The organism is Hydrogenophaga sp. 2FB, from assembly GCF_005503365.1.
Taxonomy (GTDB): Bacteria; Pseudomonadota; Gammaproteobacteria; order Burkholderiales; family Burkholderiaceae_C; genus Hydrogenophaga.
Genome location: NZ_SCML01000004.1, coordinates 72,286 through 98,237, shown reverse-complemented (window position 1 = coordinate 98,237; position 25,952 = coordinate 72,286). Strand labels below are relative to the sequence as shown.

Sequence of the window (25,952 nt, the reverse complement as noted above, 5' to 3'; positions counted from 1 at the left end):
GTTCGGAATCTACAGTCGCGTGTCGCCGCGTCTCTCCATATCTGCGCGGCGAGAAGCCTGGGCGATCAGTTCTGCGGTGGCCGGCGCTACTTCCATGGGCTGAAAAGCACTGACGGTGGCGCGACCGATGTTGCCGATGGGCAGTCGACCTGTCAGATGTCCCAGGGGCACCAAGGCAAGGCGAAACAGCTGTCCGGCCGCCTCACCTCCGTCGCGCTGGCGCACGGCCTCACGCAGCATCAAGGCGTGCGTCTGCAGGTGCGGGACGAACTGTCCCTGTCCAACCACGTGAGCGGCCTCCAGCAGCTGCCAGCGGTGGTGTTTATTCGTCGGCGGTGTTTCCTCCAGCATGGTGAAGAGAACAGACAATGTCCGGGCGGGTCCAGAGAGTCCGGCATTCATGGCGTTCATGCCTCGTGGGTAGCCAGACGGCCTGTGGTCTGCTCGACCGCTGCAGGCTGTGCACGACGCAGCAGGCGCAAGCCGTTGCCCACCACGAGCAGACTGGCGCCCATGTCCGCGAACACGGCCATCCACATCGTTGCACTGCCGAACACCGCCAGGACGAAGAAGACCGCCTTGATGGCGAGCGCCAGGCTGATGTTCTGCCACAGGATCGCATGCGTGCGGCGGCTCAGCTGGATCGTCTCCGCGATGCGTCCCAGGTTGTCGTTCATGATCACGACATCGGCCGCCTCCATCGCCGTGTCCGTTCCGGCACCCCCCATGGCAAAGCCAATGTCGGCCTGGGCCAATGCCGGTGCATCGTTGATGCCGTCACCCGTCATGGCAGTCGGGCCGTAGCGCTCGCGCATGGCCTTGATGGCCGAGAGCTTGTCTTCGGGCAGCAATCCGCCGCGGGCATCGTCGATGCCCGACTCGCGCGCCACCGCATGTGCAGTCGCTGTGTTGTCGCCCGTCAGCATGACAGGGGTGACGCCCAGTTGCTTGAGTTGCGCCACCGCCGCCACCGAACTGGCCTTGATGGTGTCGGCCACGGCGAACAGGCCGAGCACACCCGTGTCGTCCGCCAGCAAGGTGACGGTACGCCCCTGCGCTTCGTGGGTCAGCAACTCGGCATCGAGTTGTTCGTCGGACTGGTTGCGTTCGCGGATGAGGCGGTGATTGGCCAGCACCATGGCTTTGCCGTCCACTGTGCCTTCAACGCCACGACCCAGCAACGCCTTGAACCGATCGACATCCGCTGCCGCGCCTTCGATGCCCGCCGCAATGGACCTGGACACGGGGTGGTCAGAGCGGGCTGCGAGGCCTTTTGCCCAGCGCTGTGCCTGACCCTCGTCCGTGGCACCCCATGCCTTGAAGGCCACCAGTTTCGGCTTGCCCTCGGTCAGGGTGCCCGTTTTATCCAGGGCCACGGCCTTGAGCAGGCGGGCGTCTTCGAGGTAGGTGCCGCCCTTGATCAGGATGCCGCGGCGTGCGGCGGCTGCAAGGCCACTCACCACGGTTACCGGCGTCGAGATCACCAGAGCGCAAGGGCAGGCGATCACGAGCAGCACCAGCGCCTTGTAGATGGCGGTCAGCCATGGCCAGTCGAGCAGCAAGGGCGGCAGCACGGCGACCGCCAGTGCCATGACGAAGACGGCCGGTGTGTAGACCGCGGCGAAGCGGTCCACGAACCGCTGCGTCGGCGCGCGGGTGCCTTGTGCTTCCTCCACGGCATGGATGATGCGCGCCAGGGTGGAATTGCTGGACGCCGCGGTCACACGAAACTCAAGCTCACCGTTTTCGTTGATCGTTCCCGCGAAAACCTGACTGCCCGGCTCCTTGTCCACCGGGATGCTCTCGCCCGTGACGGGGGCCTGGTTGATGCTGCTGTTGCCTTTGGTTACCACACCGTCGAACGCGACGCGCTCGCCGGGCTTGACTCGTGCAATGGCATTCAGCGCGACTTCGGTGGCCTTGATGCGGTTCCAGCTGCCGTCCGGCTGCAGGATTTCCGCGTCGTCGGGCGCCAGGTCCACGAGGCCCTTGATGGCATTGCGCGCACGGTCCACGGCACGCGCCTCGATGAGTTCCGCGATGGCGTACAGCGCCATCACCATCGCCGCTTCGGGCCACTGGCCAATGATGAACGCCCCCGTGACCGCGACCGACATGAGCGCATTGATGTTCAGCTTGCCGTGTCGCAGCGCGGTCAATCCCTTGGTGTAGGTTTCGAGACCTGCCAGCCAGATCGCTACGGCAGCAACCACCATGCCCGCCACTTTCCAGACCATGGTTTCGGGGGCGAAGTAGGAGATGCCTTCCGCGACCGTCGCGAAGACCAGCGCGGCGGCGTAGCGCGCGTAGCCGGCGCCGGGCGCGTGGTCATGTGTGTGATCGTCGGCGGCGCTGCCCGCTGCCGTCGACGCCGTCATGGCCTCGGGCGCGAAGCCGGCCTTGCGGATAGCCGTCAAGGCGGCGGTGACGGCGTCCTCTGTGCCATCAATCCGCAGCGTTCGCTGGGGCAACCTGAAATGCAAACCTCGAATGCCAGAGATCGGCTCGACCATTCGACGGATCTCGGACTCCTCGACCGCGCAGTCCATCGTCGAGATGCGAAAGGTGTTTGGCGCCACCGGCTCGCTGTCGGCCAGCTCCCTGCCTGTCAGGACCGGAGGCGAACAGCAACTCGCCACAGGCAGGCCGCCCGGCGGCGCAGAGGTGACCGCAGCGGGCGCACAGCAGGTATCCGCATCGAAGGAGACTGGCGCCTCGACCGGTGAGCAGCATGCGGCAGCGCCACAGGAATCGTTAGACGTTTGATCGCGTATATGTTCGGGTCTGGTCATGAGGTTTCTCGCTTTCTAAGAGGTATTGCACACCCTGTACCTGCTACAGAGTCAAGTGCCCTCGTAGACATGGAAACCAGCCGGCCGACCGTATAACGCCAGGCGCCGGAATGAGGTGGCTGCGAGACTACCTACAAGTGGCTGAACTGCTCGAGCTCACCGCTGCAGCCAGCGCAAGAAAGTGCGAAGCAAATGAACCGTTATCTGCTTGTCTTACGTGTTTCCGATGCTGCGCGCAAGATTTCCCGCCCCCCACGCGCTGCGATCGCAGCTACGACGATGCCCAACACCAGATCCGGGATGTTCGTGCCGAACGCCATCACCAGCGCCCCGGACAGCACAATCGCGCCGTTGACGATGGAGTCGTTGCTGGTGAAGATCGCTGACGCCTTGAAGTTCACATCTTCCCCGCGGTGGCGGCGCAGCAATCTGAGGCACACCAGGTTTAAAGCCGCATTTAGCGCCGCCATGGCCATCATGGCCGGGCCGACAGGCTCTTCCCCGCCAGCGAAGCGGCGCAGGGCTTCCAATAGCAGCAACGCGGCGAGGCCGATAAGCAAACAGCCCGACAACTGAGCCGCCCTCACCTTGACCATTGCCGCGCGGCCGACGGCGTACAGGCTAACCGCGTAGACCGACGCGTCGCCTAGGTTGTCCAGCCCGGCGCCGATCAGCGCGGTCGAGGCAGCCCAAATGCCAAGGCCGATGCCTGCGGCAGACTGACTCAGGTTGATCAGCAACACGGACTGAAGAATCTTGCGATCCGCCTCATTGCTTGAATCCAGGCCGCTGATGTCGTCGTCTTTGCTTTCAGCCATGAGGTTCTCTTCACGTTGCGGGATGCTGGGGCCTGCACCGGCTAAGTACACCGCTGATTGGTGGCAACGACACTCCGATACGTGAGGTCAGTTCATCCTGGAGCGATTCACGAGTCGTTTGATCAATCGCCTGAACTGACTTGAGTATTCCGCCTGAGAGCATTCCAAATGCGTGCAGCATGATCCTCATCGTCACTTCACGAAAAGTCTACGAGTTCCGCGCCCTTGACTCCAGCCGAGCCCGTATTGCATTCATCTGCTCGATTTCCCTGCGCTGCGCACTCGCGATTTCCTCACATAGCTTAGTAAGCTCAACGTCCCGGAGGCGCGCTTCACGACACATGAGGATGGCGCCGGAGTGGTGCGGGATCATGGATGCAATGAACTGGCTGTCGCCGATCGCACTTTGCTGACGCGTGGCGGCCAGTGCCGCGATGAAGACCACGGCGAAGACAGCGTGAAGCACCCAATTGAGCGCCTTCCTCGCATACATCCCGCGCATGGTCAGAAGCATGATGACGCCCATTGGGGCGACCATGGTCAGAGCCATGTAGAACATATTTAGGTTGTTACGGAAATCAGACCAGCCATCGATCATGGAAAACATGACGAAATACATGACGATCAAGCTAAGCACCATGTTGACCACGAACCACGCGTAGTGGCTCATGCCTTCGTGTTGCATGCTTCCATGCGGGGAATCATGTTTGTTGCTCTTCATTGATTTCTCCTTGCCCTGACAGAAACGGTCCAAAAGGCCGTCACGATCCTTTGCTCTTGTCGCTCGTCGACAAAATAGTTGACCACAATCCAAAGTTCCAGTCTGTAGGAGATTGCCGGTGAATGAAGTCGGCATCGGCTACAAACCAGTGGGATGTCAGCAGTCAACTCGCACCTGTAAACCCGTGCTTTCGGCAACGGCGTCGTCCCTTCACATCGAATGCGCAGCCCCCGATGCCACCGTGCTCCAACACGCGTCGCTCCGAAGACGACATTTCAAGGGATCACGCGCAAGATCGGCATGGCCGCTCACCTTCTATCGGGCGTCTACGCTGCCGGCATCGACCAGCGTGATGCGCTTGTGCTTTGCCAAAGAAGATCCATTCCCTGCGCGAGGTGCTGAAGCCTGGCATTCTTTAGACAGCGGTGTAGCCACTTCCCAGAAGCCATCAACGCGGCCGCCGCATCAGCCGGTAGGCCGCTGGCACCACGAACAGCGAGAGCAGCGGCGCGCTGATCATGCCGCCCACCATGGGCGCGGCGATGCGCTGCATCACTTCACTGCCCGTGCCCAGGCCCCAGAACAGCGGCAGCAGCCCGGCCACGATGGTGGCCACCGTCATGGCCTTGGGCCGCACGCGCAACACCGCGCCTTCTCGGATCGCGTCCAGCAGCGAGGCGTCGCCATCCAGCCCGGCATCGAGCCGCTCCTGCCAAGCGTGCTTGAGGTAGATCAGCATGATCACGCCGAACTCGGCCGCCACGCCGGCCAGCGCGATGAAGCCGACCGCGCTGGCCACCGACAGGTGGTGCCCGAGCAGCCACAACAGCCACACGCCGCCCACCAGCGCGAACGGCAGTGTGGCCATGATCAGCAAGGCCTCGTCGAACCGGTGGAAGACCAGATAGAGCAGCACGAAGATGATGAGCAGCGTGAGCGGCACCACCAGCTGGAGCTTGGCGGTGGCGCGCTCCAGGAACTCGAACTGCCCCGACCACGATACCGAGTAGCCCGCAGGCAACTCCACCGCAGTGGCCACGGCGCGCTGCATGTCGAGCACCGCGCCCCTGAGGTCGCGGCCGCGGATGTCCACGTACACGAAACCGGCGAGACGCGCGTTCTCGCTGCGCAGCATGGGCGGGCCGTCGCTGATGCGCAGGTCGGCCACGTCCGACAGCACCAAGCGCTGGCCGGTGGGCGTGACGATGGGCAGCGCGCGCAGCTTGGGCAGCGAATCGCGCAACTCGCGTGGGTAGCGCAGGTTGATCGGGAAACGCTGCAGGCCCTCCACCGTCTCGCCGATGTTCATGCCGCCCACGCTGCCCGCCACGATCTCTTGCACGTCGGCGATGTTCAGGCCGTATCGCGCGGCGTCGGCGCGGCGGATGTCCACGTCGATGTAGCGCCCGCCGGTGAGCCGCTCGGCCAGCGCGCTGCTCACGCCGGGCACGTCCTTCACCGCCTGTTCGATCTGGCGGGTCAGGCGGTCGATGGTGGCCAGGTCGGCCCCGGCCACCTTCACGCCCACCGGGCTCTTGACGCCGGTGGCCAGCATGTCGATGCGGTTGCGGATCGGAGGCACCCAGATGTTGGAGAGGCCGGGCACGCGCACGGTGCGGTCAAGCTCCGCCACCAGCGCCTCGGGCGTGAGGCCGGCGCGCCACTGGTCGCGCGGCTTGAACTGGATGGTGGTTTCGAACATCTCCAGCGGCGCGGGGTCGGTGGCGGTGTCCGCGCGCCCGGCCTTGCCGTACACGCTCTGCACCTCGGGCACGGTCTTGATGAGGCGGTCTGTCTGCTGCAGCAGCTCGGCCGCCTTGGACGCCGAGAGTCCGGGCAGCGCGGTGGGCATGTAGAGCAGGTCGCCCTCGTCCAGCGGCGGCATGAACTCGCTGCCAATGCGTTGCAGCGGCCACAGGCTCAGGGCCAGCAGCAACGCGGCAAGCGCCAGCGTGAGCTTCGGTCTTTTGAGCACGGCGTCGAGCAGTGGCCGGTAGAGCGCGATCAACCCGCGGTTCAGCGGGTTGGCGTTTTCCGCCGGGATGCGCCCGCGGATCAGGTAGCCCATGAGCACCGGGATCAGCGTGACCGCGAGCCCGGCCGCCGCGGCCATCGCGTAGGTCTTGGTGAAGGCCAGCGGCGCGAACAGCCGGCCCTCTTGCGCTTCCAGCGTGAACACCGGGATGAAGCTCAGCGTGATGATGAGCAGCGAGAAGAACAGCGCTGGCCCGACCTCGGCCGCGGCGGTGGCGATCAGCTTCCAGTGCGCCTCGCCGCGCAGCGTTTCACCGGGGTGCTGGTGCGCCCAGCGCTCCAGGTGCTTGTGCGCGTTTTCGATCATCACGATCGCCGCGTCCACCATGGCGCCGATGGCGATCGCGATGCCGCCGAGCGACATCACATTGGCGTTGATGCCCTGCTGCTGCATCACCCCGAACGCGATCAGCACGCCAAGCGGCAGCGACACGCTGGCCACCAGCGCGCTGCGGAAGTGGAACAGGAAGGCCACACAGACCAGCGCGACCACGATGAACTCTTCCAGCAGCTTTTCGCCCAGGTTCTTCACCGCGCGTTCGATCAGGCCGGAGCGGTCGTACACCGGCACGATCTCCACGCCCGCTGGCAGACCGCGCTGCAACTCGGCCAGCCTGGCCTTCACGGCTTGGATGGTCTGCAGCGCGTTCTTGCCCGATCGCATCACCACCACACCGCCCACGGCCTCGCCCTCGCCATTGAGTTCGCCGATGCCGCGCCGCATTTCGGGCCCGGTCTGCACGCGCGCCACGTCGCCCAGCCGCACCGACACGCCGGCCGGCGTGGTCGTGAGCGGAATGGCGCGGAAGTCGTCCAGCGTTTTCAGGTAGCCGCTGGCGCGCACCGCGTACTCGGCCTCACCGAGCTCCAGCACCGAGCCACCGGCCTCCTGGTTGGCGCGGCCCACCGCGTCGCCCACCATCTTCTGCGTGATGCCGAGGCTGGCCATGCGGTCGGGGTCAAGCACGATCTGGTACTGCTTCACCATACCGCCGACGCTGGCCACCTCGGCCACATCGGGCACGGTCTTGAGCTCGAAGCGCAGGAACCAGTCCTGCAGCGCGCGCAGCTGCGCCACGTCCTGCTGGCCGGTCCGGTCCACCAGTGCGTACTGGTAAATCCAGCCCACACCGGTGGCGTCCGGTCCGAGCGAGGTCCTGGCGGTGGCGGGCAGGCGCGCCTGCACCTGGTTCAGGTACTCCAGCACGCGCGAGCGCGCCCAGTACAGGTCCACGCTGTCGTCGAACAGCACGTAGACGAAGCTGTCGCCGAACATCGAGAAGCCGCGCACCGCTTTCGTGCCGGGCACCGAGAGCATGGTCGTGGTCAGCGGGTAGGTGACCTGGTTCTCCACGATCTGCGGTGCCTGGCCGGGCCAGGTGGTGCGGATGATGACCTGTGTGTCGGACAGATCGGGCAGGGCGTCGAGCGGCGTGCGCTGCAGGGACACCAGGCCCCAGGCGCTCAGCATCAGCGTGGCCAGCAGCACCAGAAAGCGGTTGGCGATGCTCCAGTGGATCAGGCGCGCGATCATTTGCGCGGCTCCGGTGCCACGCGCTGGATCTCGGTGATCTGCGGCAGATCACCCTCCTGCAGGTGGAACTCGATCTGCAGCCGGTCACCGGCTTCGAGCTTGCGCGGCTGGCGCTCGCGCGGTGGCAGTTGGAAGTCCATCGTCATCTCGGGCCACTTCAGCGCACCGATCGGTGGGTGCGTCAGGTTCACGGTGTCGCCGCTGATCGCGTTGATCACCGCGTCGGTGCGGTACCCCGGCGGCGCGGCGGCCTCGGGCGCCTGGTTCAACCGCGCTTCGAGTCCACGCAGGCTCGCTTCGGAGTCGATCAGGAACTGCCCGGAGAGCACCACGCGCTGCCCCACCTGCAGGCCCGAGACGATCTCGGTCTGCCCGCCGCTCTCCAGCCCGGTGACCACCTCCACCGGACTGAAGCGACCGCCCTCGGCGGCCAGCATCACCACGCTGCGCCGCCCGGTGTGGATCACCGCATCGCTCGGCACCATCAGCGTGCTGTCGGCGGATGAGCGCGCAAAACGCATCTGCACCGACATGCCGGGCACCAGCCGCCCGCCCGGGTTGGCCAGCTCCAGGCGCGCGCGCACGGTGCGCGTGGCCGGGTTCACCTGGGGCAACAAGGCCTGCAGGTGACCTTCAAAGTTCTGCCCTGGCGCGCCGGGGCTTGTGACTTTCACCGGCGCGCCGGGCTGCAGCAGCGCGGCTTGGCTCTCGGGCACCTCGCCCTCGGCCCACACGGTGCGCGTGCCCTGGATGCGCGCGATCACCATGCCGGGCGTGGTGGTGCTGCCCTGGCGCACCGCGAGCTCGGTGAGCACACCGGCGATGGGCGCGCGCAGCGTGACGCGCGGTTGCAATTGCCCGCTGTTCACCACCTGCTGGATCTGCGCCGACTCCATGCCGGCCTGGCGCATGCGCTGGCGCGCGGCGTCGCGCAACGGCTCCAGGCCTGGCCCACCAGTGCGCGCCAGCGCCAGGTATTCCTCCTGCGCGGCCACCCAGTCGGGCACGTACAGCTCCGCCAGCGGCGCGCCTGCGGCCACGCGGTCGAGCACGGCGTTCACGTGCAGCTTCTCCACATAGCCCATGGCGCGCGAACTCACCAGCGCCTGGTCGCGCTCGTTCCAGGCCACGCTGCCGACGGCGGTGATCTCCGACACCAACGCACCCTGCACCACCGGCACGGTTCGCAGCCCGAGGTTCTGCTGGACGCGCGGACTCACCGTGACGCTGCTCGCGTCCGCCCCGCCGTTGCCCGCGTAGCGTGGCACCAGCATCATGTCCATGAAGGGCGACTTCGCGGGTGCGTCGAAGTGTTTGCCCGGCACCATGGGGTCGTGGTAGTTGAGGATGCGCTGCCCCGTCAACGGGTCGATGTCGCCGGCTTTCAAGCCGCTCTGGATGTGGCGCCGCGTGGCGTCCTCGCCCTGCGCCATGGTCCATTGGCTGGGGTCGGTGGTGGCGGGCGCAGCGCCGTCGGCCATGGTGCCCGTGCTGGTTGGAACACGGGCCCCCATGCCCTGCTGCATGCCGAGCCACCAGGCGCCACTGCCCACGGCCGCGAGCGCGATCACGGCGGCCACCCACTTCAAGTGTGTTGTCTGTTTCATGGTTTTACTCCGGGCGGACGGCCTGCATGGCCGCGGTGTCGGGGATCAGGTACTCGAGTTGCGCCCACAGGCCCGCGGTTTCGCGTTCGAGGTTGATGCGCTCAAGCTGCAGTTCGAGCACCTGGCGGCGCGCCTGCAGCACCGCACCCAAGCCCTCGCGCCCGCCCCGGTAGGCGGCCAGCGCGGCCTCCGTGCGCTGCTCGGCCAGTGGCTGGCGTTCGCGTTGCAGGAACGCTAGTCGGGCCAGGCCGGCGTGCCAGTCCTGTTGCCAGCGTTCGACCTGCAGCCGCCGCTCGCGCGCCTGCTCCTCGCGCTCGGCCTGCAGCCCGTTCACGCGCGCCAGCCGGGCGGCCAGTTCGCGCTGCTGGCGCCGCGGCGCATCCCACTGCAGCGGCACCGAGACGGCGATCGACACCATGTTCGAGTACTGTGAACCGCGCTGGCTGAACATGAGTTCGGCGGTCCAGTCGGGACGTTGTTCCTGGCGCGCCAGCTCGGCCTCGGCCCGCGCCACCGCCTCGCGCGAGCGCAGCGCCGCCAGATCGGGCAACTCCTCCACCCTTCCGGTCAAGGCGTGCGCGTCGAGCGTGGTGTGCGAGATCGCCGGCAACTCGGCCAGTGGCTGCTGTGGCGGGCCACCGGTCCAGCGCACCAGCGTCTGGCGCGCGTTGGCGACATTGGCCTGCACGCCGATCAAGGACTGCTCCAGTTGCGCCAGCGCTTCGCGCGCGGCGATCCAGTCGGTGGTGGTGCTGCGGCCAGCGCGGGTGGTGGCTTCGGTGGTGTTCACCAGCACGCGGGCTTCGTCGATCTGCGCCTGCAACACCCGGGCGCGCTGCTCTTGCAGGCGGCGCTCCAGCCAAGCCTGCGCCACCGCCTGCTGCAGCTCGGCCAGGCGCTGCGTGCGCTCGCTGAGTGCCGCGTCGGCCTCGCGCTCGAAACGTTCACCGCGCGCCCGTCGCTTGTCGGCGTTGGGCAGTGTCTGCATGAGCGCGACCGAGCGCATGGTCATGAAGTCGCGTGTGGTGCTGAATCGGTCAGGCCCGTTCACCGGCAGGTTGTCGAGCGAAAGGCGCAGCACCGGGTCGGGCCGCTGTGCGGCGGCGACGGCCATGTCGCGCGCGCCTGCGGCGGCGGCGTCGGACGCCTGCAAGCCGCGCGAATGCGCCAGCGCCGAGCGCACGGCCGCGTCCAGACTCAGGGGTTCGGGCGTGGCCGCTGCGGCGGGCGTCGTCGAGAAAGCCAGCCCGGCGATGACGGTGGCCAGAAGGGGCCGGCGCCATGACGGGTGTCTGAAAAAGCGGGCGAGGCGCCCGCGTGAGGGCGAGAGAGAGGCGCGGTGGTCCATGTCTGAGCTCCGAAGCGTGCGCTCGCGGGCAGCAGCCCGGTCAACGCGCGATGGCAGTAACCGCCCGGGTCGGGGCGGTCTGCGCTGTGCGGGGAGGTCAGATCAGGGAGGGCGGGCGCCAGAGACTGGCGGGCGCGCCGGGAGCCCGGGCGCGCAGGATCGGCGTTGGCGGGGCCGCGGCCGCAAGGGGCTCGAACCGCGGCACGGCGACCGGCGGCATCCAGACGGCGGGCGCCGTGCAGGCCTGACCGGTCTTGCAGGCCTGGCCGGTGCGCTCGAAGGTGGCGAGGTCGTTGCAGCAGTCAGGCAAGGCATTTGCCTGGGCGTTGACGTCCACCGCGTTGCCGACGTCCGGCTGCATCGCCATCATGGCCTGCATCGGACACGGCGGCTCTTCGATCTTCTGCGGCGCAGCAAACCCCTGCAGAGGGATCAGCAGACACAGAACGAGGGCTAGAAAACGACGCATGGACGGGATTCTATGGCGAGAGACCATGTCGGGGTGGCATTTCAAATGCCATGAGAAAACCATGTTTCGTTGAGGTCACGAATCCCGATTGTTGGGGGGACGATTTTTCTGTAGGAAGGCCCAACGCTCGCGCAATTGTTCGGGGGGAGAGGTCCTCGTCATCTGTCAAAACTTTGAGCGCGCAGGCTAATGCCTGTTTCCCCGCCCGCCACACGTGCTGGTCGGTCAGGCATGCCATTTGGTGCCCCGCCCATATCGGGGTGTGCGAAGGCGCACAGTCAGACTGCGTCGCTTTGGCAATGATCCTCTACCTAACTCATCCTTAAGGAGTCCCTGATGAAACGCGCCAAGCTTGTTCCATTGCACGCGTTGTGTCTCGTCGCACTGACAGCACTCTGGGGGGTGTCGGCTTCCGCTCAGGCCCAAAGCCCACCGGCAACAAACCCTTCGGTGAGCACGCCCATGGGGGACATGCACAAGGGTGGAGCTGGTGTTGCAGACATGAAGGCCTCCATGATGATGGGAATGGAGGAGATGCAGAGGATGCCGATGACCGGCAACACCGACAAGGACTTCGCAATGATGATGAAGATTCACCATCAACAAGCCCTGAACATGGCCGAGATGGAACTCAAGAATGGAAAGTCTCCCGAAATGAAGGCCATGGCCAAGCAGATCATCGCAGCGCAAAAGAAGGAGATTGCACAGTTCGACAATTGGCTCGCGAAACAGAAATGATCGGCAAAGGCAATGATGTAGGTTGCCTCCAGCTCGGCAAGGCTGGCGGTGGATAGAGTGACAAAGCCCTTTCAGCGCTGACGCGGAAACCGCAAACAAAATTTCGTTTCTTCTGCTGTCGAGGTGACCGATACGCTGCCGCCATGGGCGAGCATGATGGCCTTGGTGATGGCCAAGCCCAGGCCAGCGCCATCCGATGAAGGATGGGTGCGCGACTTGTCTACTCGGTAGAACCGATCGAACAACCGTGGCAGATCAGAAGCATCGATCTGGTCGCCCGAATTGGTCACACACAAGGTGATGCCGTCCTCGATAGGATTGATGGCCAGTTCAATATCGCTGCGAGGGTGCGAGTGCCGCAGTGCGTTGGAGAGCAGGTTGCTGATGGCCTGCCGGATCATCAGGCGATCGCCCGCCACTGAGCCGGACCCCGCCACTCTGAGGCGAACCTCTTTTTCCTCAGCGACGGCATCGTAGAAATCCAGCAGGCTCGCTACCTCGCCGTCCAGCGCGACATTTTCTCGATTCGGGAGATGGATGCCGTGGTCGGTCTTCGCAAGAAACAGCATGTCGGACACCATGCGCGCCAAGCGCTGGAGCTCTTCGGCGTTGGAGGCGAGGATGTCGCGGTAGGTGTCTGAATCGCGGCGTTGTGAGAGGGATACCTGGGTCTGTGTCAACAAGTTGGTGATGGGTGTGCGCAGCTCATGTGCGAGGTCGCTTGAGAACTCCATCAGCTTCGCAAAATCCAGTTCCAATCGCTCCAGCATCGTGTTGAGGCTGTTGGCCAGTTCTGCCATCTCGACAGGCACCGCCTCGATAGGCATCCGCTGGTCGAGCTTGTGGGCGGTCACCTTGAGCGCTCGCTCCTTCATGATCCGCAGTGGGGCCAGGCCGCGGCGCGCAGCCCACCAACCCAGCAAACCACTGAGCAGGGTGGCAATCAGCACGTATATCGCCAACTGCTGGCGCAATACCTGCATGAAATGGTCGTGGTGTTGCGTGTCCAGGGCGAGTGACAAGCGAATGCGCTTCATTGAACTTGCAAGTCCGCCAGGCACCTGGTCTGTCGACAACTCAGTGCTCAATCCGCGCAATTGTCGTTCGCCATCGGCCCAGTCCATGGGCTGGCCTATGGTGCTTCGAGCGGCGAGCTCGGGTGGAAAAGAGATGCGGCTTGTCCCAAACAGTTGTTCATTGTCACGAGTGATTGCGATGAACAGGCCGTGGTGGCTGTCCAGCATTTCATCAAGCTTGGCGGTAAGCTCGGCGGTGCTTGGCGTCTCATCCACGATCCTCTGGATCAGTTGCACCTTGTCCTGCAGATAGTGACGGTCGAGATCGACGAAGTGCAAATGGGTGGACCACGCAACCAGGACTCCGAGGCCAAGGAGAACCGAGGCTGAAACCAGGGTGTAGAGAACAGTCAGGCGGGCGGTGAGGGTCAAGCGCCGGATCATCAAGATGGCTCCGACTCTTCTAGCACGTAACCCATACCTCGAACCGTCTGCAAGAGACGGCAGTCGAACCCATCGTCCACCTTGGCACGCAGTCGCCGCATGGCCACCTCTATGACGTTGGTGTCGCTGTCGAAATTGACGTCCCACACCTGAGAGGCGATCAGCGAGCGAGGCAAAACCTCACCCTTGCGGCGCATCAACAGCTCCAGCAAACCAAACTCCTTGGCGGTCAGGTCGATGCGTTTGCCCGCGCGGGTAACCCGACGGCGCAGCAAATCCAGCTTCAGATCCGCGACCTGCAGGGTGGTGGGCTCCATACCCGAGCGCCCCCGGCGCAGGAGGGTGCGCACCCGTGCCAGAAGCTCGGAGAACGAGAAAGGTTTGACCAGATAGTCATCCGCACCCAGTTCCAGCCCTTTTACACGGTCATCCACATGGTCCTTGGCCGTCAGGAACAACACGGGCATCTGGCGACCTTGTTCGCGCAAATCCTTGAGGATCTGCCACCCAACCATGCCTGGAAGCATGACGTCCAGGATGATGAGGTCGTGGTCGCCCTCCAGAGCATGGTGCAGCCCGTCAACCCCGTTGGTGAGCCACTCAACGGCGTAGCCGGCTTCGCGCAGACCTAGGCGGAGGTAGTCACCTGTCTTGGGTTCATCTTCAACAATCAGAATTTTCACGTGCACTCCTAGCGAGGGGATTTTCGCCGTCAGCGGCAGTTCGAAACCGGACCTGACAACTTTGTAAGGAAGCCGAAAGGTTCCCGACGGGGTGCCTTTTGCAAACTGCCGGCAGCTTGAAACGGTTTACAGGAGCAAATCAGTGATACATCGACGTTATCCCTCCCCAGCACTGCGGGCAATCGCTCTGGCTGTGCTGTCCCTCCCCTTGGTCGTATTTGCCCAGATCGCACCCGCGCCCGCCGAGAAGAACTGGCGTGAGGCAAACGACGCCGTTGGGCAGTACAAGCGTGGCCATGCGGACATTCTCAAATGGGAAAAAGAAAATGCGCCCGCTGCGCAAAGCCAGGAACAGGCTGTGGCCGGTCTGAGCCTCATGTCACCCGAAGACGCAGTGCGCCAAGCATGGCTGTTTCACCGTGAACTGGTCACGCCGATGAACCGCATCGGTTCAGCAAACGTGGATCTGATTGCCAAAGGGCAGTGGACCGAGCTTGATCCGATCCTGCAGCGCAAGGTGGACGATCTGGGTGAGCTGCTGGAAGTCGCCGCACAGGGCCGCAAGGCGTGGCTTCAAGCCGTCGCCGCCCGTCAGGTGCTCAAGCAACACCGCAATGCTCAGGAGGCGGCCGAGGCCGGTAACGAGTTGGGTCGCCGGATGGTGAGCGTGGGCAACTGGAGCAAGCTCCAGCAGGCCCAGGTTCAACTGGCGCAGTCGTCCGCCCGGATGAATGTGCGACGAGCGCACTATGCTGCCACGCAGGCCGAGGCTGCTCTGATCAGGACACTGGGACTCACGGGAATGCACACCGCAGTCGCCCTCCCAGATCAATTGCCAGACTTGCCTGCCCAGGCTCTGTCGCTACAGGTTCTGGACGGACGGGCTGCGGCCATCGCGGCACAACTGCCGCGTGCAGAGGGCATGAGAAACGGGGCCAATGCCCGCCAGGCGCGCCAGGCCTACCTGTCCAGTCATGCCCTGGCCACGAGTGCACGCGAGGAGGTGCTGAAGGTGCGTGAGTTCATCACCGAAGAATCCGTTCTTCACTACAACGGCATGCTCAAGAGCGTGTGGGACTTGTTAGGAGAGGTTTCCAGCCAGTCGCAAGCGGTGGCCAGCGCCATCGAAGCGCAGCGGGACTTCTGGATCGCAGAGACCGACCTGCAGTGGGTTCTTCAAGGTGGCGCTCCGGACAGCTTTGTCTCCCTGGGCGGTGGCGGGGGTGAGCCCGCGAACGCTGCCGGTCACTGAACGCATTGAAAGCACGGAAAGAAAATTAGCATGAGCCTCCTCAATTCACGTCGTCAATTCTTCGCAGGTGCTGCTGCTTCGGTAGCCGGTTTGGCCGTCGCGAGGTCTGCAATGGCTGCTTTGCCCGAACCCGTTTACCAGACCTCCGTGGAAACCGCCCCCCCTTTGGTGCCGACCACCGGCCGACCCTACAACCCTGTGGTGACGCTCAACGGATGGACGTTGCCCTGGAAGATGAACAACGGCGTCAAGGAGTTCCACCTGGTGGCCGAGCCGGTGGTGCGCGAAGTCTCGCCCGGTTTCAAGGTCAACATGTGGGGCTACAACGGCCAGAGCCCGGGCCCGACCATTGAAGTGGTCGAGGGCGACCGGGTGCGCATCTTCGTCACCAACAAGCTTCCCGAGCACACCACCATTCACTGGCATGGCCAGCGGCTGCCCAACGGCATGGACGGTGTGGGCGGCCTCAACCAGCCCGCCATCCCCGTGGGCAAGACCTTCGTGTACGAATTCGAAGCGCGCCGCCCGGGCACCTTCATGTACCACCCTCACGCGGACGAAATGGTCCAGATGGCCATGGGCATGATGGGCATGTGGGTCACCCACCCCAGGGCCAAGCACCCCCACATCAGCGAGGTGGACCGCGACTTCTGCTTCCTGCTCAATGCGTTTGACGTCGAGCCCGGCAGCAAGACACCCAAAACCGCCACGATGACCGACTTCAACATCTGGTGCATGAACAGCCGGGTGTTCCCGGCCATCGACACGCTCAACGTGCGCCTGAACGACCGCGTCCGGATCCGCGTGGGCAACCTGACGATGACCAACCATCCGATTCACCTGCACGGCCACGAATTTCTGGTGACGGGCACTGACGGCGGTCCGACGCCACCCAGCACGCGCTGGTACGAAGTGACGACCGATGTGGCGGTCGGGCAGATGCGCCAGATCGAGCTGATTGCCGATGAGGAAGGCGACTGGGCGATGCACTGCCACAAGAGCCACCACACCATGAATGCCATGGGCCACGACGTGCCCACCATGATTGGCGTGGACCACCGTGGTCTGGTCAACAAGATCCAGAAGGTGGTGCCTGACTACATGCTGATGGGCGAACGCGGCATGGCCGACATGGGCGAAATGCAGATGCCTATTCCCGAGAACACCGCCCCCATGATGACCGGCACTGGGCAATTTGGCCCGATTGAAATGGGTGGCATGTTCACGGTGTTCAAGGTGCGCAAGGATCAGAAGCCCGGCGACTACAAGGACCCAGGGCCCTACAAATTCCCTGAAGGCACCGTTGCGCACGAATGGACCGGCGCACCGTTGCCAGCTGTCAGGCCGAAGGCCAGCGCAGACACAGCGCCTGCCAAGGCGACAGCGGTCAAGCCCAGTGGCGCGGCCATGAAGCACTGATCACGTTGTTCACCTCCCTCCCTCATATCACCCCCCACCCGTCGATAGGAACCCTCGTATGCGAATCACTCAAACCCTGATCGTGGCCGCAATTCTTGCAGCCTCAACGGCCTCATTTGCCCATGGCGAAAAAGAACATGCCAAGGGAACGGCTCCCGTGAAAATGGAGCAAAAGGAATGGGGCATCGGCGGCCTGCCGAATGCCGTCAAACGCACGGTGGAGATCCGCATGACGGACAACATGCGCTTCACGCCCGACCTCGTGGAGGTCAAGCAAGGCGAAACGATCAAGTTCGTTCACGTCAACAACGGCAAGGTGATGCACGAATTCGTCTTGGGAACCAAGAAGGAACTCGATGAGCACTCGGCGCTGATGAAGAAGTTCCCCGGCATGGAACACGACGAGCCCTACATGGCTCACGTGGCGGCTGGCAAAAAAGGGGAGATCATCTGGAACTTCAACAAGGTCGGCGAGTTTGACTTCGCCTGCCTGCTGCCTGGCCATTACGAGGCAGGCATGGTTGGCAAGATCAAGGTCGTTGCCAAATAAACCCTTCGCGAAATCTTGATTCAAGGAATGACATCATGAAAAAAAGTACCCAAACAGTGGCGCAACTTCTCGCTGCTGCCGCGCTTTCACTATCCTTGCCGTCGATGGCACAGATGACCATGGACCACAACAAGATGGGCGTGGACCAAGGCAAGACAGGCACGGCAGCCACACCGGGTATGACCGACGGCGAAGTTCGCAAGATTGACAAGGAAAACGGCAAGATCACGATCAAGCACGGCGAGATCAAACACTTGGACATGCCCCCGATGTCCATGGTGTTCAATGTCAAGGACAAGGCCATGCTGGACAAGGTCCAGGTGGGACAGAAGATTCAGTTCGTCGTCATTCAGGACGCCGGAAAAATGATCGTCACCGACATTCAATCCGGTAAATGATCTGACTCGCCGACCTACTGAGACACCTCTCGCGAAGGGCTTGGTTATTTCAACCGGGCCCTGTCTTTTTTTTGTGCCCGGATTTGGTGGCTAGAAATGAGGCAACGCGCTAGTCTCAAGCGCAAACGCCGGCTCCGGCACTCAACGACGCATCGTCCTTCAAGGCCACGATCAGCGGGCATCGAACCTTGCCTCTGGAAGCGCCACACAGGCGAACCAATCCCTCCAGCGCTCCCTCCATTCGTCGCAAGTCCTCGAGCCTGGCCCGCACGTCTTGGAGCTTGACCTGCGCTTTAGCTCGGGCCTGGGCACAACTGGCTCCGTCTTCGAGCTGAAGCAACTCCGCTATCTCGTACAGACTGAATCCAAGGCGCTGGGCTGTCTTGATGAAATGGAGTCGAGATCGATCAGCTTCCGCATAGCGCCGAATCCCTCCCGATGGGCGCTGCGGTTCGGGCATCAATCCCTTGCGTTGATAGAACCGGATCGTCTCGACATGGACATCGGCAGCCTTGGCAAGACTGCCAATCGTCATGCCGGTCTCGATGGGGGTGTGGGGGTTGATCACGCCGCTTGACTCCGTACTTGGGTACGGTACTAAGGTTACCCCATGCCATCTCATCCCACCACCTCCGATCCCGCAACCGACCAGGGCGGCAAAGCCCTGCTGTCTGGGGGTCTTGCCGCCCTGTTTGCATCGGCCTGCTGCCTCGGCCCACTGGTGTTGATCATGGTGGGCATCTCGGGAGCATGGATCAGCCATCTGACGGCATTGGAGCCCTATCAGCCGCTGTTCATGGGGGCATCGCTGGTGGCGCTGTTCTTTGCAGCAAGAAGAATCTGGAAGCCAGCGGCTGCCTGCGAACCAGGCCAGGTGTGCGCGATTCCCCGCGTCAACCGCACATACAAACTGCTCTTCGGTGTCGTGGTGCTGCTGCTCGTCGCCGCGATGGGATTCCCGCTGATCGCCCACTGGTTCTACTGATGAAGGGCCTGCCTGTGAAACGCATCTTGATCGCTGTCGGATTTGTGCTGAGTGCGCCTGTGTGGACAGCGCAGCAAATCGCCACGCTCTCCGTCCCTGGTATGTCCTGCGCCACCTGCCCCATCACGGTCAAGAAGGCGCTGACGAAACTGGGCGGCGTGGTCGACGTGAAGTCCAACCTGGGCAGGCGGGAGACCACGGTGGTTTACGACGATACCCAGGTTTCATTGGAAGCCCTGACCCGGGCGACCAAGGACGCCGGCTTCCCGTCAACCGTCACGGGAGTCAGGCCTTGACCGAGGTGATACGCACTTCGGTGTTGACCTGTCCTGAATGCGGGCACAGCAAAGCCGAAGCCATGCCCACCGACGCTTGCCAGTGGTTTTATGCGTGCGAGAAATGCCACGCGGTCCTTCGTCCCAAGGCCGGCGACTGCTGCGTTTACTGCTCCTACGGAACGGTGCCCTGCCCGCCGATCCAAGAGGGCGGTCAATTGAGTTGCTGCAAGACATCCTGACTTTGCACTGACCAAGATGTAATGCATTCGCAAGCATGCGGTCAGGGGTGTTTGGTGAAACTGGACTTGTACGCTGTACCGCATTGATTCATTCGACCAATGTGATTCTTGTCCCAGGAGACACTCATGATTCGCAAGCTCAACATTCTCGTCCTCTCAATGGCCGCCATGGCGCCCGCTTTCGCGATGGACGCAGCCCAGTCCGAGGCCAAGCAGGTCATTTCGCTGCAGGGCGGCGAGAAGCTCTATGTCTTCAAGGACGGACTGATGGCAAAAGAAGGCAAGTTCGGTGGTGTGATTCACCTCAGCAAGGGTGAAGTCGTCCAGACGGCCGATGGGAAAAGCATCACGACGATGGGCAACGAAGTGGCCCGTCTGCATGTCTTGCTGAACAAAGGCCACGGCAACTGAGGCTGGACCACTTGCGCTCCAGCGGTCAAGCCTGCACTGCGTTCGAGCCAGACCTTCAAGACCTTCTCGCCAATGCTGGAGAGAAGGTCTTTTCAGTTGGATGTCTGCGCCTGCTTCACTCTTCCCGGATGACCGCGCCACGCAGCCGCAGCGCGTTGCCGATCACCGACGCGGAGCTGAGGCTCATGGCCAGCGCAGCGATCATGGGTGAGAGCAGCCAGCCGGTGAACGGGTGCAGCAGGCCTGCCGCGAGAGGAATACCAAGCGCGTTGTAGACGAAGGCGAAACCCAGGTTCTGCTTCATGTTGGCTATCGTGGCCACCGACAGGGCGCGGGCCGTGGCGATACCGCGCAGGTCGCCCTTGACCAATGTGAGCTGGGCGCTGTTCATGGCCACGTCGGTGCCCGTGCCCATGGCAATGCCCACATCGGCGCGGGCCAGTGCCGGCGCGTCGTTGATGCCATCGCCTGCCATCGCTACCACACGGCCCTCCGCTTGGAGTTTCTCCACCAGTTTGAGCTTGTCGGCGGGCTTCACTTCGCCGTGCACCTCGTCAATGCCCAGGCGCTGGCTGACGGAGCGTGCGGTGGTCAGGCCGTCGCCCGTGGCCATGATCACGCGGATGTTCGCCTGGCGCAGCGACGCCAGCGCAGCGGCCGTGGTGGCCTTGATCGGATCGGACACGGCCAGCAGACCGGCCAGTGCCTGGTCCACCGCGAGGTGCATGACGCTGGCGCCCTGTGCGCGCAGCGCCTCGGCCTCGGCGGCCAGCGGCGTCACATCCACACCCTGCTGTTGCATCAGCGCCGTGTTGCCCAGGGCGAGCGACTGGCCACCCACCACGCCCTTCACGCCGATGCCGGACTCGGAATCGAACTGCTCGGGCTTGTCCAGCGTGAGCCCTTGTTGCTTCGCCGCGGCCACGATGGCGGCGGCCAGCGGGTGCTCGCTGCCCTGGTCCAGGCTGGCGGCGAGGCGCAAGACTTCGTCTTCCGGAAAGTTGCCGTGGCCCACGGCGCGTTCGAAGCTCGGACGGCCTTCGGTCAGCGTGCCGGTCTTGTCCACGATGAGTGTGTCGACCTTGCGCAGGTTCTCGATGGCAGCGGCGTCGCGGAACAAGACGCCGTGGGTAGCGCCGCGCCCGGTCGCCACCATGATGGACATGGGCGTGGCCAGGCCCAGCGCACAGGGGCAGGCGATGATCAACACGGCCACCGCATTGATAAGGGCGTAGACCCAGCTCGGCTCGGGCCCGAACAGGCCCCAGCCGAAGAAGGTGAGCAGCGCCGCCACCACGACACCCATGACAAAGTAGCCCGCCACCTGGTCGGCCATGCGCTGCATGGGCGCGCGCGAACGCTGCGCCATGGCGACCATCTGCACGATCTGCGAGAGCACGGTGTCCGAGCCCACGTGCTCGGAGCGCATCACCAGCGCGCCGCTGGTGTTGAGCGTGGCGCCGATGAGTTTGTCGCCGACGCGCTTGGTCACCGGCAGCGGTTCGCCCGTGAGCATGGATTCGTCGAGCGCGCTGCTGCCTTCGACCACGGTGCCGTCGGTGGGCACCTTCTCGCCGGGGCGCACGCGCAGCAGGTCGCCCACATGGACGTGGGCCAGCGGCACGTCTTCTTCCTGGCCGTCGGCCGAGATGCGCCGCGCGGTCTTGGGCGCCAGACCCAACAGCGAGCGGATGGCCGCCGAGGTTTGCGACCGCGCCTTGAGCTCCAGCAGTTGACCCAGCAGGGTGAGCGAGATGATCACCGCCGCCGCTTCGAAGTACACCGCCACGCGTCCCATCGACACAAAGGAGTCGGGAAACACCTGCGGCGCCACCGTGGCCACCACGCTGTACACAAACGCCGCACCGGTGCCCAGGCCGATCAGCGTCCACATGTTGGGGCTGCGGTTCACGATCGATTGCGCGCCGCGCACGAAGAACGGCCAGCCGGCCCACAGCACGATCGGCACGGTCAGGACCAGCTCGATCCAGCTCTGTGTGGCCATGTCGAACCAGCCGAGGTTGTGGCCGAACATCGCCAGCACGGCGACCACCACCGTGAGGGGCAAGGTCCACCAGAACCGCCGCTGGAAATCCACCAGTTCCGGGTTCTCGTCCGCTTCCAGTTCGGGCATGACCGGCTCCAGCGACATGCCGCATTTGGGGCAGTTGCCCGGGTGGTCCTGGCGGATCTCCGGGTGCATGGGGCAGGTGTAGTGCGTGCCGGGCGGGCCGGGCGGCGCGGGCGGCGGGGTGGCCGCGTGGCCCGCAGGGTGGTGGTGATGGTTGTTGTTGTGGTGGTGTGCGTGTGTGTCCATGTCTTGTTCTCCCTGACGTCAAAAGGTGGTGGGCTTGTCGGCGTGGTGCACATGAACACCCCAGGCCATGAGGTCGATGGTGCTGGAACTGCCGGCCGCGGCCTCGTCGCGCGAGACGCGCCCTTTCCGAAGCTGCGGTTTGTGGTCGGGCTGGTGCTGGGCGGGGCTGTGCAGCGAGAGCTTGTCCAGAATGGCGCAATGGGGTTGGTCGTTGCCGTGGCAGGCCTGCACCAGCACCGACAGACCTTGCATCATCTGCTCGATCTCGCGGCGCTTCTCCTCCAGATCGGCGAGGTGGCGCTGCGCCACGGCCTTGACCTCGCGGCTGCTGCGCTGCGAGTCGCTCCACAGGCCGATCAGCTCGGCGATTTGCGCCACCGAAAAACCCAGCCGGCGCGACTGGCGGATGAAGCGCAGCACCGAGACCTCGCGCCCGCCATACAGGCGGTACCCCGATTCGCTGCGCTCGGCTGCGGGCAGCAGGCCGATCTGTTCGTAGTGGCGAATCATCTTGGCAGAGACGCCGGCGGCGTTGGCCGCTTCGCCAATGTTCATCAGGGTGGTCATGGTGCGTTCCGTGAAGGCAGGGTTGTGAACAATGTGAAGGATGCACCTTGCCACCATGGGAAGGTCAAGACCCCTTCGGCGGCTGTCCGACCCCCATCACCCTCGTCACGCCGTTGTCACAAGTTTATGCAATAGTTCAATACTTATTGAATAATTGTATTGACTTCCCAACGGAGAACCGCATGAAGGTTGGCATCAACGGCATGGGCCGCATCGGGCGTCTGGCACTTCGTGCCGCCATGGGGGCCGCCGAGCGGCAGAGCGACGACCCGCGCGCGGGCAACCGGCTGGAGGTGGTGCACCTCAACGAGCTCAAGGGCGGCGCCGCCGCCACCGCCCACCTGCTGGCCTTCGACAGCGTGCAGGGCAAGTGGCGCGCCGACATCGCCGCCGAGGGCGAAGACGCCATCCGCATCGGTGAACGGCGGATGTCGTTCAGCGCCCACGGCACGGCGGCGGAGATTCCCTGGGGCGATCTGGGCGTGGACCTGGTGCTGGAGTGCACCGGCAAGTTCCTCACGCCCGACACCATCCAGGGCCACCTGGACCGGGGCGCGAAGCGCGTGATCGTGGCCGCGCCGGTGAAGGTGGGGGGCGTGCTCAACATCGTGGTCGGCGTGAACCACACGCAGTACGAGCCCGCGCGCGACCGCATCGTGACCGCTGCATCCTGCACCACCAACTGCCTGGCGCCGGTGGTGCAGGTGGTGCACGAGGCCATCGGCATCCGCCATGGCCAGATCACCACGCTGCACAACCCGACCAACACCAACCTGGTGGTGGACGCGCCGCACAAGGACCTGCGCCGCGCCCGAAGCGCGCTGATGAGCCTGGCGCCCACGACCACCGGCAGCGCCACGGCGATCGCGCTGATCTACCCCGAACTCAAGGGCAAGCTCAACGGCCACGCGGTGCGCGTGCCGGCGCTCAACGCCTCGCTGACCGACTGTGTGTTCGAGCTCAAACGCGAGACCACCGCCGAGGAGGTGAACGCGCTGTTCGCCAACGCGGCCAAGGGCTCGCTGGCGGGCATCCTCGGTTACGAGACGCGGCCACTGGTCAGCGCCGATTACGCACGCGACACGCGCAGTTCCATTGTGGATGCGCTCTCCACGATGGTGACCGACGGCACGCTGCTCAAGGTCTACGCCTGGTACGACAACGAGATGGGTTACGCCTGCCGCATGGTCGACCTGGCCTGCCACATGCAGTCCGCAGGCATCTGACATGCAGCAACACGCCGCCCGCAACTACGCCATCGTCACCGCCGCCTACTGGGGTTTCACGCTCACCGACGGCGCGCTGCGCATGCTGGTGCTGCTGCACTTCTACAAGCTGGGCTACTCGCCGTTCGCGCTCGCGTTCCTCTTCCTGCTGTACGAAGCGGCGGGCGTGCTGGCCAACCTGATCGGCGGCTGGCTCGCCACGCGCTACGGCATCACGCGCATGCTCACCGTGGGTCTGGTCACGCAGATCATCGGCTTCACACTGCTCTCGATGCTCGATCCGGCATGGACGGCCGCGATGTCGGTCGCCTGGGTGGTGCTGGCCCAAGGCATTTGCGGCGTGGCGAAGGATCTGACCAAGACCGCGAGCAAGTCGGCGATCAAGGTCACAGCTTCGCAAGCCAAAGAGCAGGGTTCCAGCCAACTGTTCAAGTGGGTGGCGTGGTTCACGGGCAGCAAGAACGCGATGAAGGGCGTGGGCTTCTTTCTGGGCGGGCTGCTGCTGGAATCGCTCGGCTTTCAGGTGTCGCTGTGGTGCATGGCGGGCCTGCTCGCGCTGGTGCTGATCGGGGTGGTCACCTCACTGCCCGCGATGATGGGCAAGAGCAAGGCATCGAAATCAGCCAAGGAGTTGTTCGCGAAGAACGCCGGCATCAATGCGCTGGCCGCGGCGCGCGTCGTGCTGTTCGGTGCGCGCGACGTGTGGTTCGTGGTAGGTGTGCCGGTGTTCCTGTACTCACAAGGCTGGACCTTCACCATGGTGGGCGGTTTTCTGGCCGCCTGGACGATTGGCTATGGCATGGTGCAGGCGCTCGCGCCGCAACTGGTGCGCCGCAGTGCCGACGGCCTGAGCGCCGAGGTGCCTGCCGCGCGCCTGTGGTCCGCACTGCTGGCGCTGGTCCCGGTCGGCATCGCCATCGCCGTCTACCTGCGGGTGCCGAACTTGGAATGGGTGGTGGTCGGCGGTCTGGGCCTGTTCGGCTTCGCCTTCGCCGTCAACTCGTCGGTGCACTCCTACTTGATCCTCGCGTACGCCGGCTCGGAAAAAGCCGCCGAGGACGTGGGCTTCTACTACGCCGCCAACGCACTGGGACGCTTCATGGGCACGCTGTTGTCCGGCCTGCTGTACCAGTGGGGTGGCCTGCTCTACGCGCTGGTGGGATCGGCCGTGATGCTGGTGATCTGCTGGCTGCTCACCCTGCAACTGCCTGTGAAGAAGCAGGCCGATACCCTCGCGAAAAATCAAGGACTGCACCATGGATGAAGCCGAAGTGATCCGCGCCCTCGGGGCGTTGGCGCAGGAAACGCGCCTGCGCATCTTCCGCATGCTGGTGGTCGCAGGGCCGCAGGGGGTCTTGCCCGGCCAGATGGCTGAAGCGCTGGGCAGCTCGCCCACCGCGCTCTCTTTCCACCTCAAGGAACTCGTGTATGCCGGACTAGCCAGCAGCAAGCGCGACGGCCGCCACCTGATCTACCGCGCCAGCATTCCGCAGATGAACGGGCTGCTGGGCTTTCTCACCGCGCATTGCTGCGAAGGCCAGCCATGCGAAGTCAACCAGGTCGTTTGCACCGACTGTCCCTGAACTTCCACACTGAAAGATCCCCATGTTGAAACCCACCTACAACGTCCTGTTCACCTGCACCGGCAACTCGGCGCGCAGCATCATGGCCGAGGCCATCCTCAACCAGCAAGGCGCTGGCCGCTTCCACGCCTACAGCGCGGGTAGCCATCCCGCCGGCCAGGTCAATGTGCACGCCATCGAACTGCTGGAGCGCAACCGCTTCAGGACGACGGGTCTGCGCAGCAAGAACTGGGACGAGTTCGCGAGTCCTGATGCGCCTGTGATGGACTTCGTGTTGACTGTGTGTGACAAAGCGGCTGGCGAGGTATGCCCCGTTTGGCCAGGCCAACCGATGTCAGCCCACTGGGGGGTTGAAGACCCAGCCGCCGCGAAAGGGAGTGAAGAGGTTATCCGTCGCGCGTTCAACGACAGCTTCATGGTGCTGAGCCGTCGCATCTCGCTCTTCATGGTTCTGCCCATGGACAAGCTGGACAAGCTCGCGCTGCACAAGGAACTCACCAGCATCGGCCACGTCAAGGCCTGA

General features: G+C 64.1%; 27 protein-coding genes and 1 pseudogene. 15 read left to right on the top strand and 13 right to left on the bottom strand.

All coding sequences use genetic code 11. The annotated features are described in order from the left end of the window. Positions 1-9: 9 nt before the first annotated feature. Entirely contained in the window at positions 10-411 is a 402-nt protein-coding gene (locus FFS09_RS03735; protein WP_252374219.1) for a DUF3703 domain-containing protein, read from the bottom strand. Then, positions 408-2,216: a heavy metal translocating P-type ATPase gene (locus FFS09_RS03730; RefSeq protein WP_502703716.1), complete on the bottom strand. Its 1,809-nt coding sequence runs from the start codon at positions 2,214-2,216 to the stop codon at positions 408-410. Before FFS09_RS03730 ends, FFS09_RS03735 begins: the two co-directional genes overlap by 4 nt. Before the next feature lie 274 nt (positions 2,217-2,490). Here FFS09_RS03730 and FFS09_RS30545 point away from each other — a divergent pair, with 274 nt between their 5' ends. Then, complete coding sequence (locus FFS09_RS30545) at positions 2,491-2,766, top strand: hypothetical protein (protein ID WP_171019848.1); 276 nt, start codon at positions 2,491-2,493, stop codon at positions 2,764-2,766. Between the two features lie 226 nt (positions 2,767-2,992). Here the strand turns inward: FFS09_RS30545 and FFS09_RS03725 are convergent, their stop codons facing one another. From FFS09_RS03725 to FFS09_RS03700, 6 genes are all read right to left on the bottom strand, one after another. Then, entirely contained in the window at positions 2,993-3,610 is a 618-nt protein-coding gene (locus FFS09_RS03725) for a cation efflux transmembrane domain-containing protein (RefSeq protein WP_137917515.1), read from the bottom strand. A gap of 208 nt (positions 3,611-3,818) precedes the next feature. Then, on the bottom strand, positions 3,819-4,331 hold the full coding sequence (locus tag FFS09_RS03720) for a DUF305 domain-containing protein (protein WP_137917514.1): 513 nt from the start codon (positions 4,329-4,331) through the stop codon (positions 3,819-3,821). A 448-nt stretch (positions 4,332-4,779) separates the two neighbouring features. Beyond that, positions 4,780-7,899, bottom strand: coding sequence for an efflux RND transporter permease subunit (locus FFS09_RS03715; protein WP_137917513.1), 3,120 nt, complete (start codon positions 7,897-7,899; stop codon positions 4,780-4,782). Next, the gene (locus FFS09_RS03710) at positions 7,896-9,506 is read right to left on the bottom strand and encodes an efflux RND transporter periplasmic adaptor subunit (RefSeq protein ID WP_137917512.1); all 1,611 of its coding nucleotides are present in this window, start codon (positions 9,504-9,506) and stop codon (positions 7,896-7,898) included. Before FFS09_RS03710 ends, FFS09_RS03715 begins: the two co-directional genes overlap by 4 nt. A 4-nt stretch (positions 9,507-9,510) precedes the next feature. Next, entirely contained in the window at positions 9,511-10,854 is a 1,344-nt protein-coding gene (locus FFS09_RS03705) for a TolC family protein (protein WP_137917511.1), read from the bottom strand. A gap of 97 nt (positions 10,855-10,951) precedes the next feature. Beyond that, entirely contained in the window at positions 10,952-11,323 is a 372-nt protein-coding gene (locus tag FFS09_RS03700) for a hypothetical protein (RefSeq protein ID WP_137917510.1), read from the bottom strand. A gap of 336 nt (positions 11,324-11,659) precedes the next feature. Here FFS09_RS03700 and FFS09_RS03695 point away from each other — a divergent pair, with 336 nt between their 5' ends. Continuing rightward, positions 11,660-12,061 (top strand): DUF305 domain-containing protein, encoded by a 402-nt coding sequence (locus tag FFS09_RS03695; protein WP_137917509.1) that lies wholly within the window; start codon positions 11,660-11,662, stop codon positions 12,059-12,061. Between the two features lie 71 nt (positions 12,062-12,132). On the opposite strand, the gene FFS09_RS03690 is transcribed toward FFS09_RS03695, so the two are convergent. Continuing rightward, positions 12,133-13,509 (bottom strand): heavy metal sensor histidine kinase, encoded by a 1,377-nt coding sequence (locus tag FFS09_RS03690; RefSeq protein WP_354595865.1) that lies wholly within the window; start codon positions 13,507-13,509, stop codon positions 12,133-12,135. 11 nt (positions 13,510-13,520) lie between these two features. After that, positions 13,521-14,204 (bottom strand): heavy metal response regulator transcription factor, encoded by a 684-nt coding sequence (locus FFS09_RS03685; protein WP_137917507.1) that lies wholly within the window; start codon positions 14,202-14,204, stop codon positions 13,521-13,523. 208 nt (positions 14,205-14,412) lie between these two features. Here FFS09_RS03685 and FFS09_RS03680 point away from each other — a divergent pair, with 208 nt between their 5' ends. The 4 genes from FFS09_RS03680 to FFS09_RS03665 are packed head-to-tail and all read left to right on the top strand — an operon-like array spanning position 14,413 to position 17,823. Then, positions 14,413-15,456, top strand: coding sequence for a TolC family protein (locus FFS09_RS03680; protein ID WP_137917506.1), 1,044 nt, complete (start codon positions 14,413-14,415; stop codon positions 15,454-15,456). A 30-nt stretch (positions 15,457-15,486) separates the two neighbouring features. Then, entirely contained in the window at positions 15,487-16,875 is a 1,389-nt protein-coding gene (locus tag FFS09_RS03675; protein ID WP_137917505.1) for a multicopper oxidase family protein, read from the top strand. A 58-nt stretch (positions 16,876-16,933) separates the two neighbouring features. After that, positions 16,934-17,425, top strand: coding sequence for a cupredoxin domain-containing protein (locus FFS09_RS03670; RefSeq protein ID WP_137917504.1), 492 nt, complete (start codon positions 16,934-16,936; stop codon positions 17,423-17,425). Positions 17,426-17,460: 35 nt separating this feature from the next. Next, on the top strand, positions 17,461-17,823 hold the full coding sequence (locus tag FFS09_RS03665; protein WP_137917503.1) for a copper-binding protein: 363 nt from the start codon (positions 17,461-17,463) through the stop codon (positions 17,821-17,823). A 115-nt stretch (positions 17,824-17,938) separates the two neighbouring features. Here the strand turns inward: FFS09_RS03665 and merR are convergent, their stop codons facing one another. Then, positions 17,939-18,358 (bottom strand): mercury resistance transcriptional regulator MerR, encoded by a 420-nt coding sequence (gene merR / locus FFS09_RS03660; protein ID WP_212745047.1) that lies wholly within the window; start codon positions 18,356-18,358, stop codon positions 17,939-17,941. 75 nt (positions 18,359-18,433) lie between these two features. Here merR and merT point away from each other — a divergent pair, with 75 nt between their 5' ends. From merT to FFS09_RS03640, 5 genes and pseudogenes are all read left to right on the top strand, one after another. Further along, positions 18,434-18,808, top strand: coding sequence for a mercuric ion transporter MerT (gene merT, locus FFS09_RS03655; RefSeq protein ID WP_137917501.1), 375 nt, complete (start codon positions 18,434-18,436; stop codon positions 18,806-18,808). A 14-nt stretch (positions 18,809-18,822) separates the two neighbouring features. Further along, positions 18,823-19,104 (top strand): mercury resistance system periplasmic binding protein MerP, encoded by a 282-nt coding sequence (gene merP, locus FFS09_RS03650; protein ID WP_171019862.1) that lies wholly within the window; start codon positions 18,823-18,825, stop codon positions 19,102-19,104. Beyond that, entirely contained in the window at positions 19,101-19,325 is a 225-nt protein-coding gene (locus FFS09_RS31020; protein WP_137917499.1) for a GDCCVxC domain-containing (seleno)protein, read from the top strand. The genes merP and FFS09_RS31020 overlap by 4 nt, the downstream gene beginning before the upstream one ends. Positions 19,326-19,392: 67 nt before the next feature. After that, a pseudogene (locus tag FFS09_RS31665) lies at positions 19,393-19,455 on the top strand (hypothetical protein); the annotation flags it as partial. Further along, entirely contained in the window at positions 19,452-19,736 is a 285-nt protein-coding gene (locus tag FFS09_RS03640) for a CopK family periplasmic copper-binding protein (protein ID WP_137917498.1), read from the top strand. The pseudogene FFS09_RS31665 and the gene FFS09_RS03640, both read left to right, overlap by 4 nt. A 115-nt stretch (positions 19,737-19,851) precedes the next feature. Here the strand turns inward: FFS09_RS03640 and FFS09_RS03635 are convergent, their stop codons facing one another. Together FFS09_RS03635 and cueR are read right to left on the bottom strand one after the other, a co-directional pair. After that, positions 19,852-22,053 carry a copper-transporting P-type ATPase gene (locus FFS09_RS03635; RefSeq protein WP_137917497.1) on the bottom strand — a complete coding sequence of 734 codons (2,202 nt, stop codon included), beginning with the start codon at positions 22,051-22,053 and terminating at the stop codon, positions 19,852-19,854. 18 nt (positions 22,054-22,071) lie between these two features. Continuing rightward, positions 22,072-22,620 carry a Cu(I)-responsive transcriptional regulator gene (cueR, locus tag FFS09_RS03630; RefSeq protein ID WP_354595864.1) on the bottom strand — a complete coding sequence of 183 codons (549 nt, stop codon included), beginning with the start codon at positions 22,618-22,620 and terminating at the stop codon, positions 22,072-22,074. Positions 22,621-22,802: 182 nt separating this feature from the next. On the opposite strand from cueR, the gene FFS09_RS03625 reads away from it, so the two are divergent. From FFS09_RS03625 to FFS09_RS03610, 4 genes are read left to right on the top strand one after another with little or no spacing between them, the layout of a single operon-like run. After that, entirely contained in the window at positions 22,803-23,846 is a 1,044-nt protein-coding gene (locus tag FFS09_RS03625; protein WP_137917496.1) for an ArsJ-associated glyceraldehyde-3-phosphate dehydrogenase, read from the top strand. 1 nt (position 23,847) lies between these two features. After that, a complete protein-coding gene (arsJ, locus tag FFS09_RS03620; protein ID WP_137917494.1) occupies positions 23,848-25,110 on the top strand; it encodes an organoarsenical effux MFS transporter ArsJ in 1,263 nt (420 codons plus the stop codon). After that, positions 25,103-25,429, top strand: coding sequence for an ArsR/SmtB family transcription factor (locus FFS09_RS03615; RefSeq protein WP_137917493.1), 327 nt, complete (start codon positions 25,103-25,105; stop codon positions 25,427-25,429). Before arsJ ends, FFS09_RS03615 begins: the two co-directional genes overlap by 8 nt. Before the next feature lie 22 nt (positions 25,430-25,451). Then, positions 25,452-25,952 carry an arsenate reductase ArsC gene (locus FFS09_RS03610; protein WP_137917492.1) on the top strand — a complete coding sequence of 167 codons (501 nt, stop codon included), beginning with the start codon at positions 25,452-25,454 and terminating at the stop codon, positions 25,950-25,952.

Excerpts from the sequence above, each read along its gene's own strand:
- FFS09_RS03670 (WP_137917504.1), top strand. The coding sequence starts at position 16,934 with ATGCGAATCACTCAAACCCTGATCGTGGCCGCAATTCTTGCAGCCTCA.
- merR (WP_212745047.1), bottom strand. The coding sequence starts at position 18,358 with ATGACGATTGGCAGTCTTGCCAAGGCTGCCGATGTCCATGTCGAGACG.
- FFS09_RS03625 (WP_137917496.1), top strand. The coding sequence starts at position 22,803 with ATGAAGGTTGGCATCAACGGCATGGGCCGCATCGGGCGTCTGGCACTT.
- FFS09_RS03720 (WP_137917514.1), bottom strand. The coding sequence starts at position 4,331 with ATGAAGAGCAACAAACATGATTCCCCGCATGGAAGCATGCAACACGAA.
- FFS09_RS03710 (WP_137917512.1), bottom strand. The coding sequence starts at position 9,506 with ATGAAACAGACAACACACTTGAAGTGGGTGGCCGCCGTGATCGCGCTC.
- FFS09_RS03635 (WP_137917497.1), bottom strand. The coding sequence starts at position 22,053 with ATGGACACACACGCACACCACCACAACAACAACCATCACCACCACCCT.
- FFS09_RS03665 (WP_137917503.1), top strand. The coding sequence starts at position 17,461 with ATGAAAAAAAGTACCCAAACAGTGGCGCAACTTCTCGCTGCTGCCGCG.
- FFS09_RS03715 (WP_137917513.1), bottom strand. The coding sequence starts at position 7,899 with ATGATCGCGCGCCTGATCCACTGGAGCATCGCCAACCGCTTTCTGGTG.
- FFS09_RS30545 (WP_171019848.1), top strand. The coding sequence starts at position 2,491 with ATGCCAGAGATCGGCTCGACCATTCGACGGATCTCGGACTCCTCGACC.
- FFS09_RS03735 (WP_252374219.1), bottom strand. The coding sequence starts at position 411 with ATGAACGCCATGAATGCCGGACTCTCTGGACCCGCCCGGACATTGTCT.
- FFS09_RS03700 (WP_137917510.1), bottom strand. The coding sequence starts at position 11,323 with ATGCGTCGTTTTCTAGCCCTCGTTCTGTGTCTGCTGATCCCTCTGCAG.
- FFS09_RS03610 (WP_137917492.1), top strand. The coding sequence starts at position 25,452 with ATGTTGAAACCCACCTACAACGTCCTGTTCACCTGCACCGGCAACTCG.
- arsJ (WP_137917494.1), top strand. The coding sequence starts at position 23,848 with ATGCAGCAACACGCCGCCCGCAACTACGCCATCGTCACCGCCGCCTAC.
- FFS09_RS03695 (WP_137917509.1), top strand. The coding sequence starts at position 11,660 with ATGAAACGCGCCAAGCTTGTTCCATTGCACGCGTTGTGTCTCGTCGCA.
- FFS09_RS03675 (WP_137917505.1), top strand. The coding sequence starts at position 15,487 with ATGAGCCTCCTCAATTCACGTCGTCAATTCTTCGCAGGTGCTGCTGCT.
- FFS09_RS03730 (WP_502703716.1), bottom strand. The coding sequence starts at position 2,216 with ATGGTGGTTGCTGCCGTAGCGATCTGGCTGGCAGGTCTCGAAACCTAC.
- cueR (WP_354595864.1), bottom strand. The coding sequence starts at position 22,620 with ATGACCACCCTGATGAACATTGGCGAAGCGGCCAACGCCGCCGGCGTC.
- FFS09_RS03640 (WP_137917498.1), top strand. The coding sequence starts at position 19,452 with ATGATTCGCAAGCTCAACATTCTCGTCCTCTCAATGGCCGCCATGGCG.
- FFS09_RS03705 (WP_137917511.1), bottom strand. The coding sequence starts at position 10,854 with ATGGACCACCGCGCCTCTCTCTCGCCCTCACGCGGGCGCCTCGCCCGC.
- FFS09_RS03615 (WP_137917493.1), top strand. The coding sequence starts at position 25,103 with ATGGATGAAGCCGAAGTGATCCGCGCCCTCGGGGCGTTGGCGCAGGAA.
- FFS09_RS03725 (WP_137917515.1), bottom strand. The coding sequence starts at position 3,610 with ATGGCTGAAAGCAAAGACGACGACATCAGCGGCCTGGATTCAAGCAAT.
- merT (WP_137917501.1), top strand. The coding sequence starts at position 18,434 with ATGCCATCTCATCCCACCACCTCCGATCCCGCAACCGACCAGGGCGGC.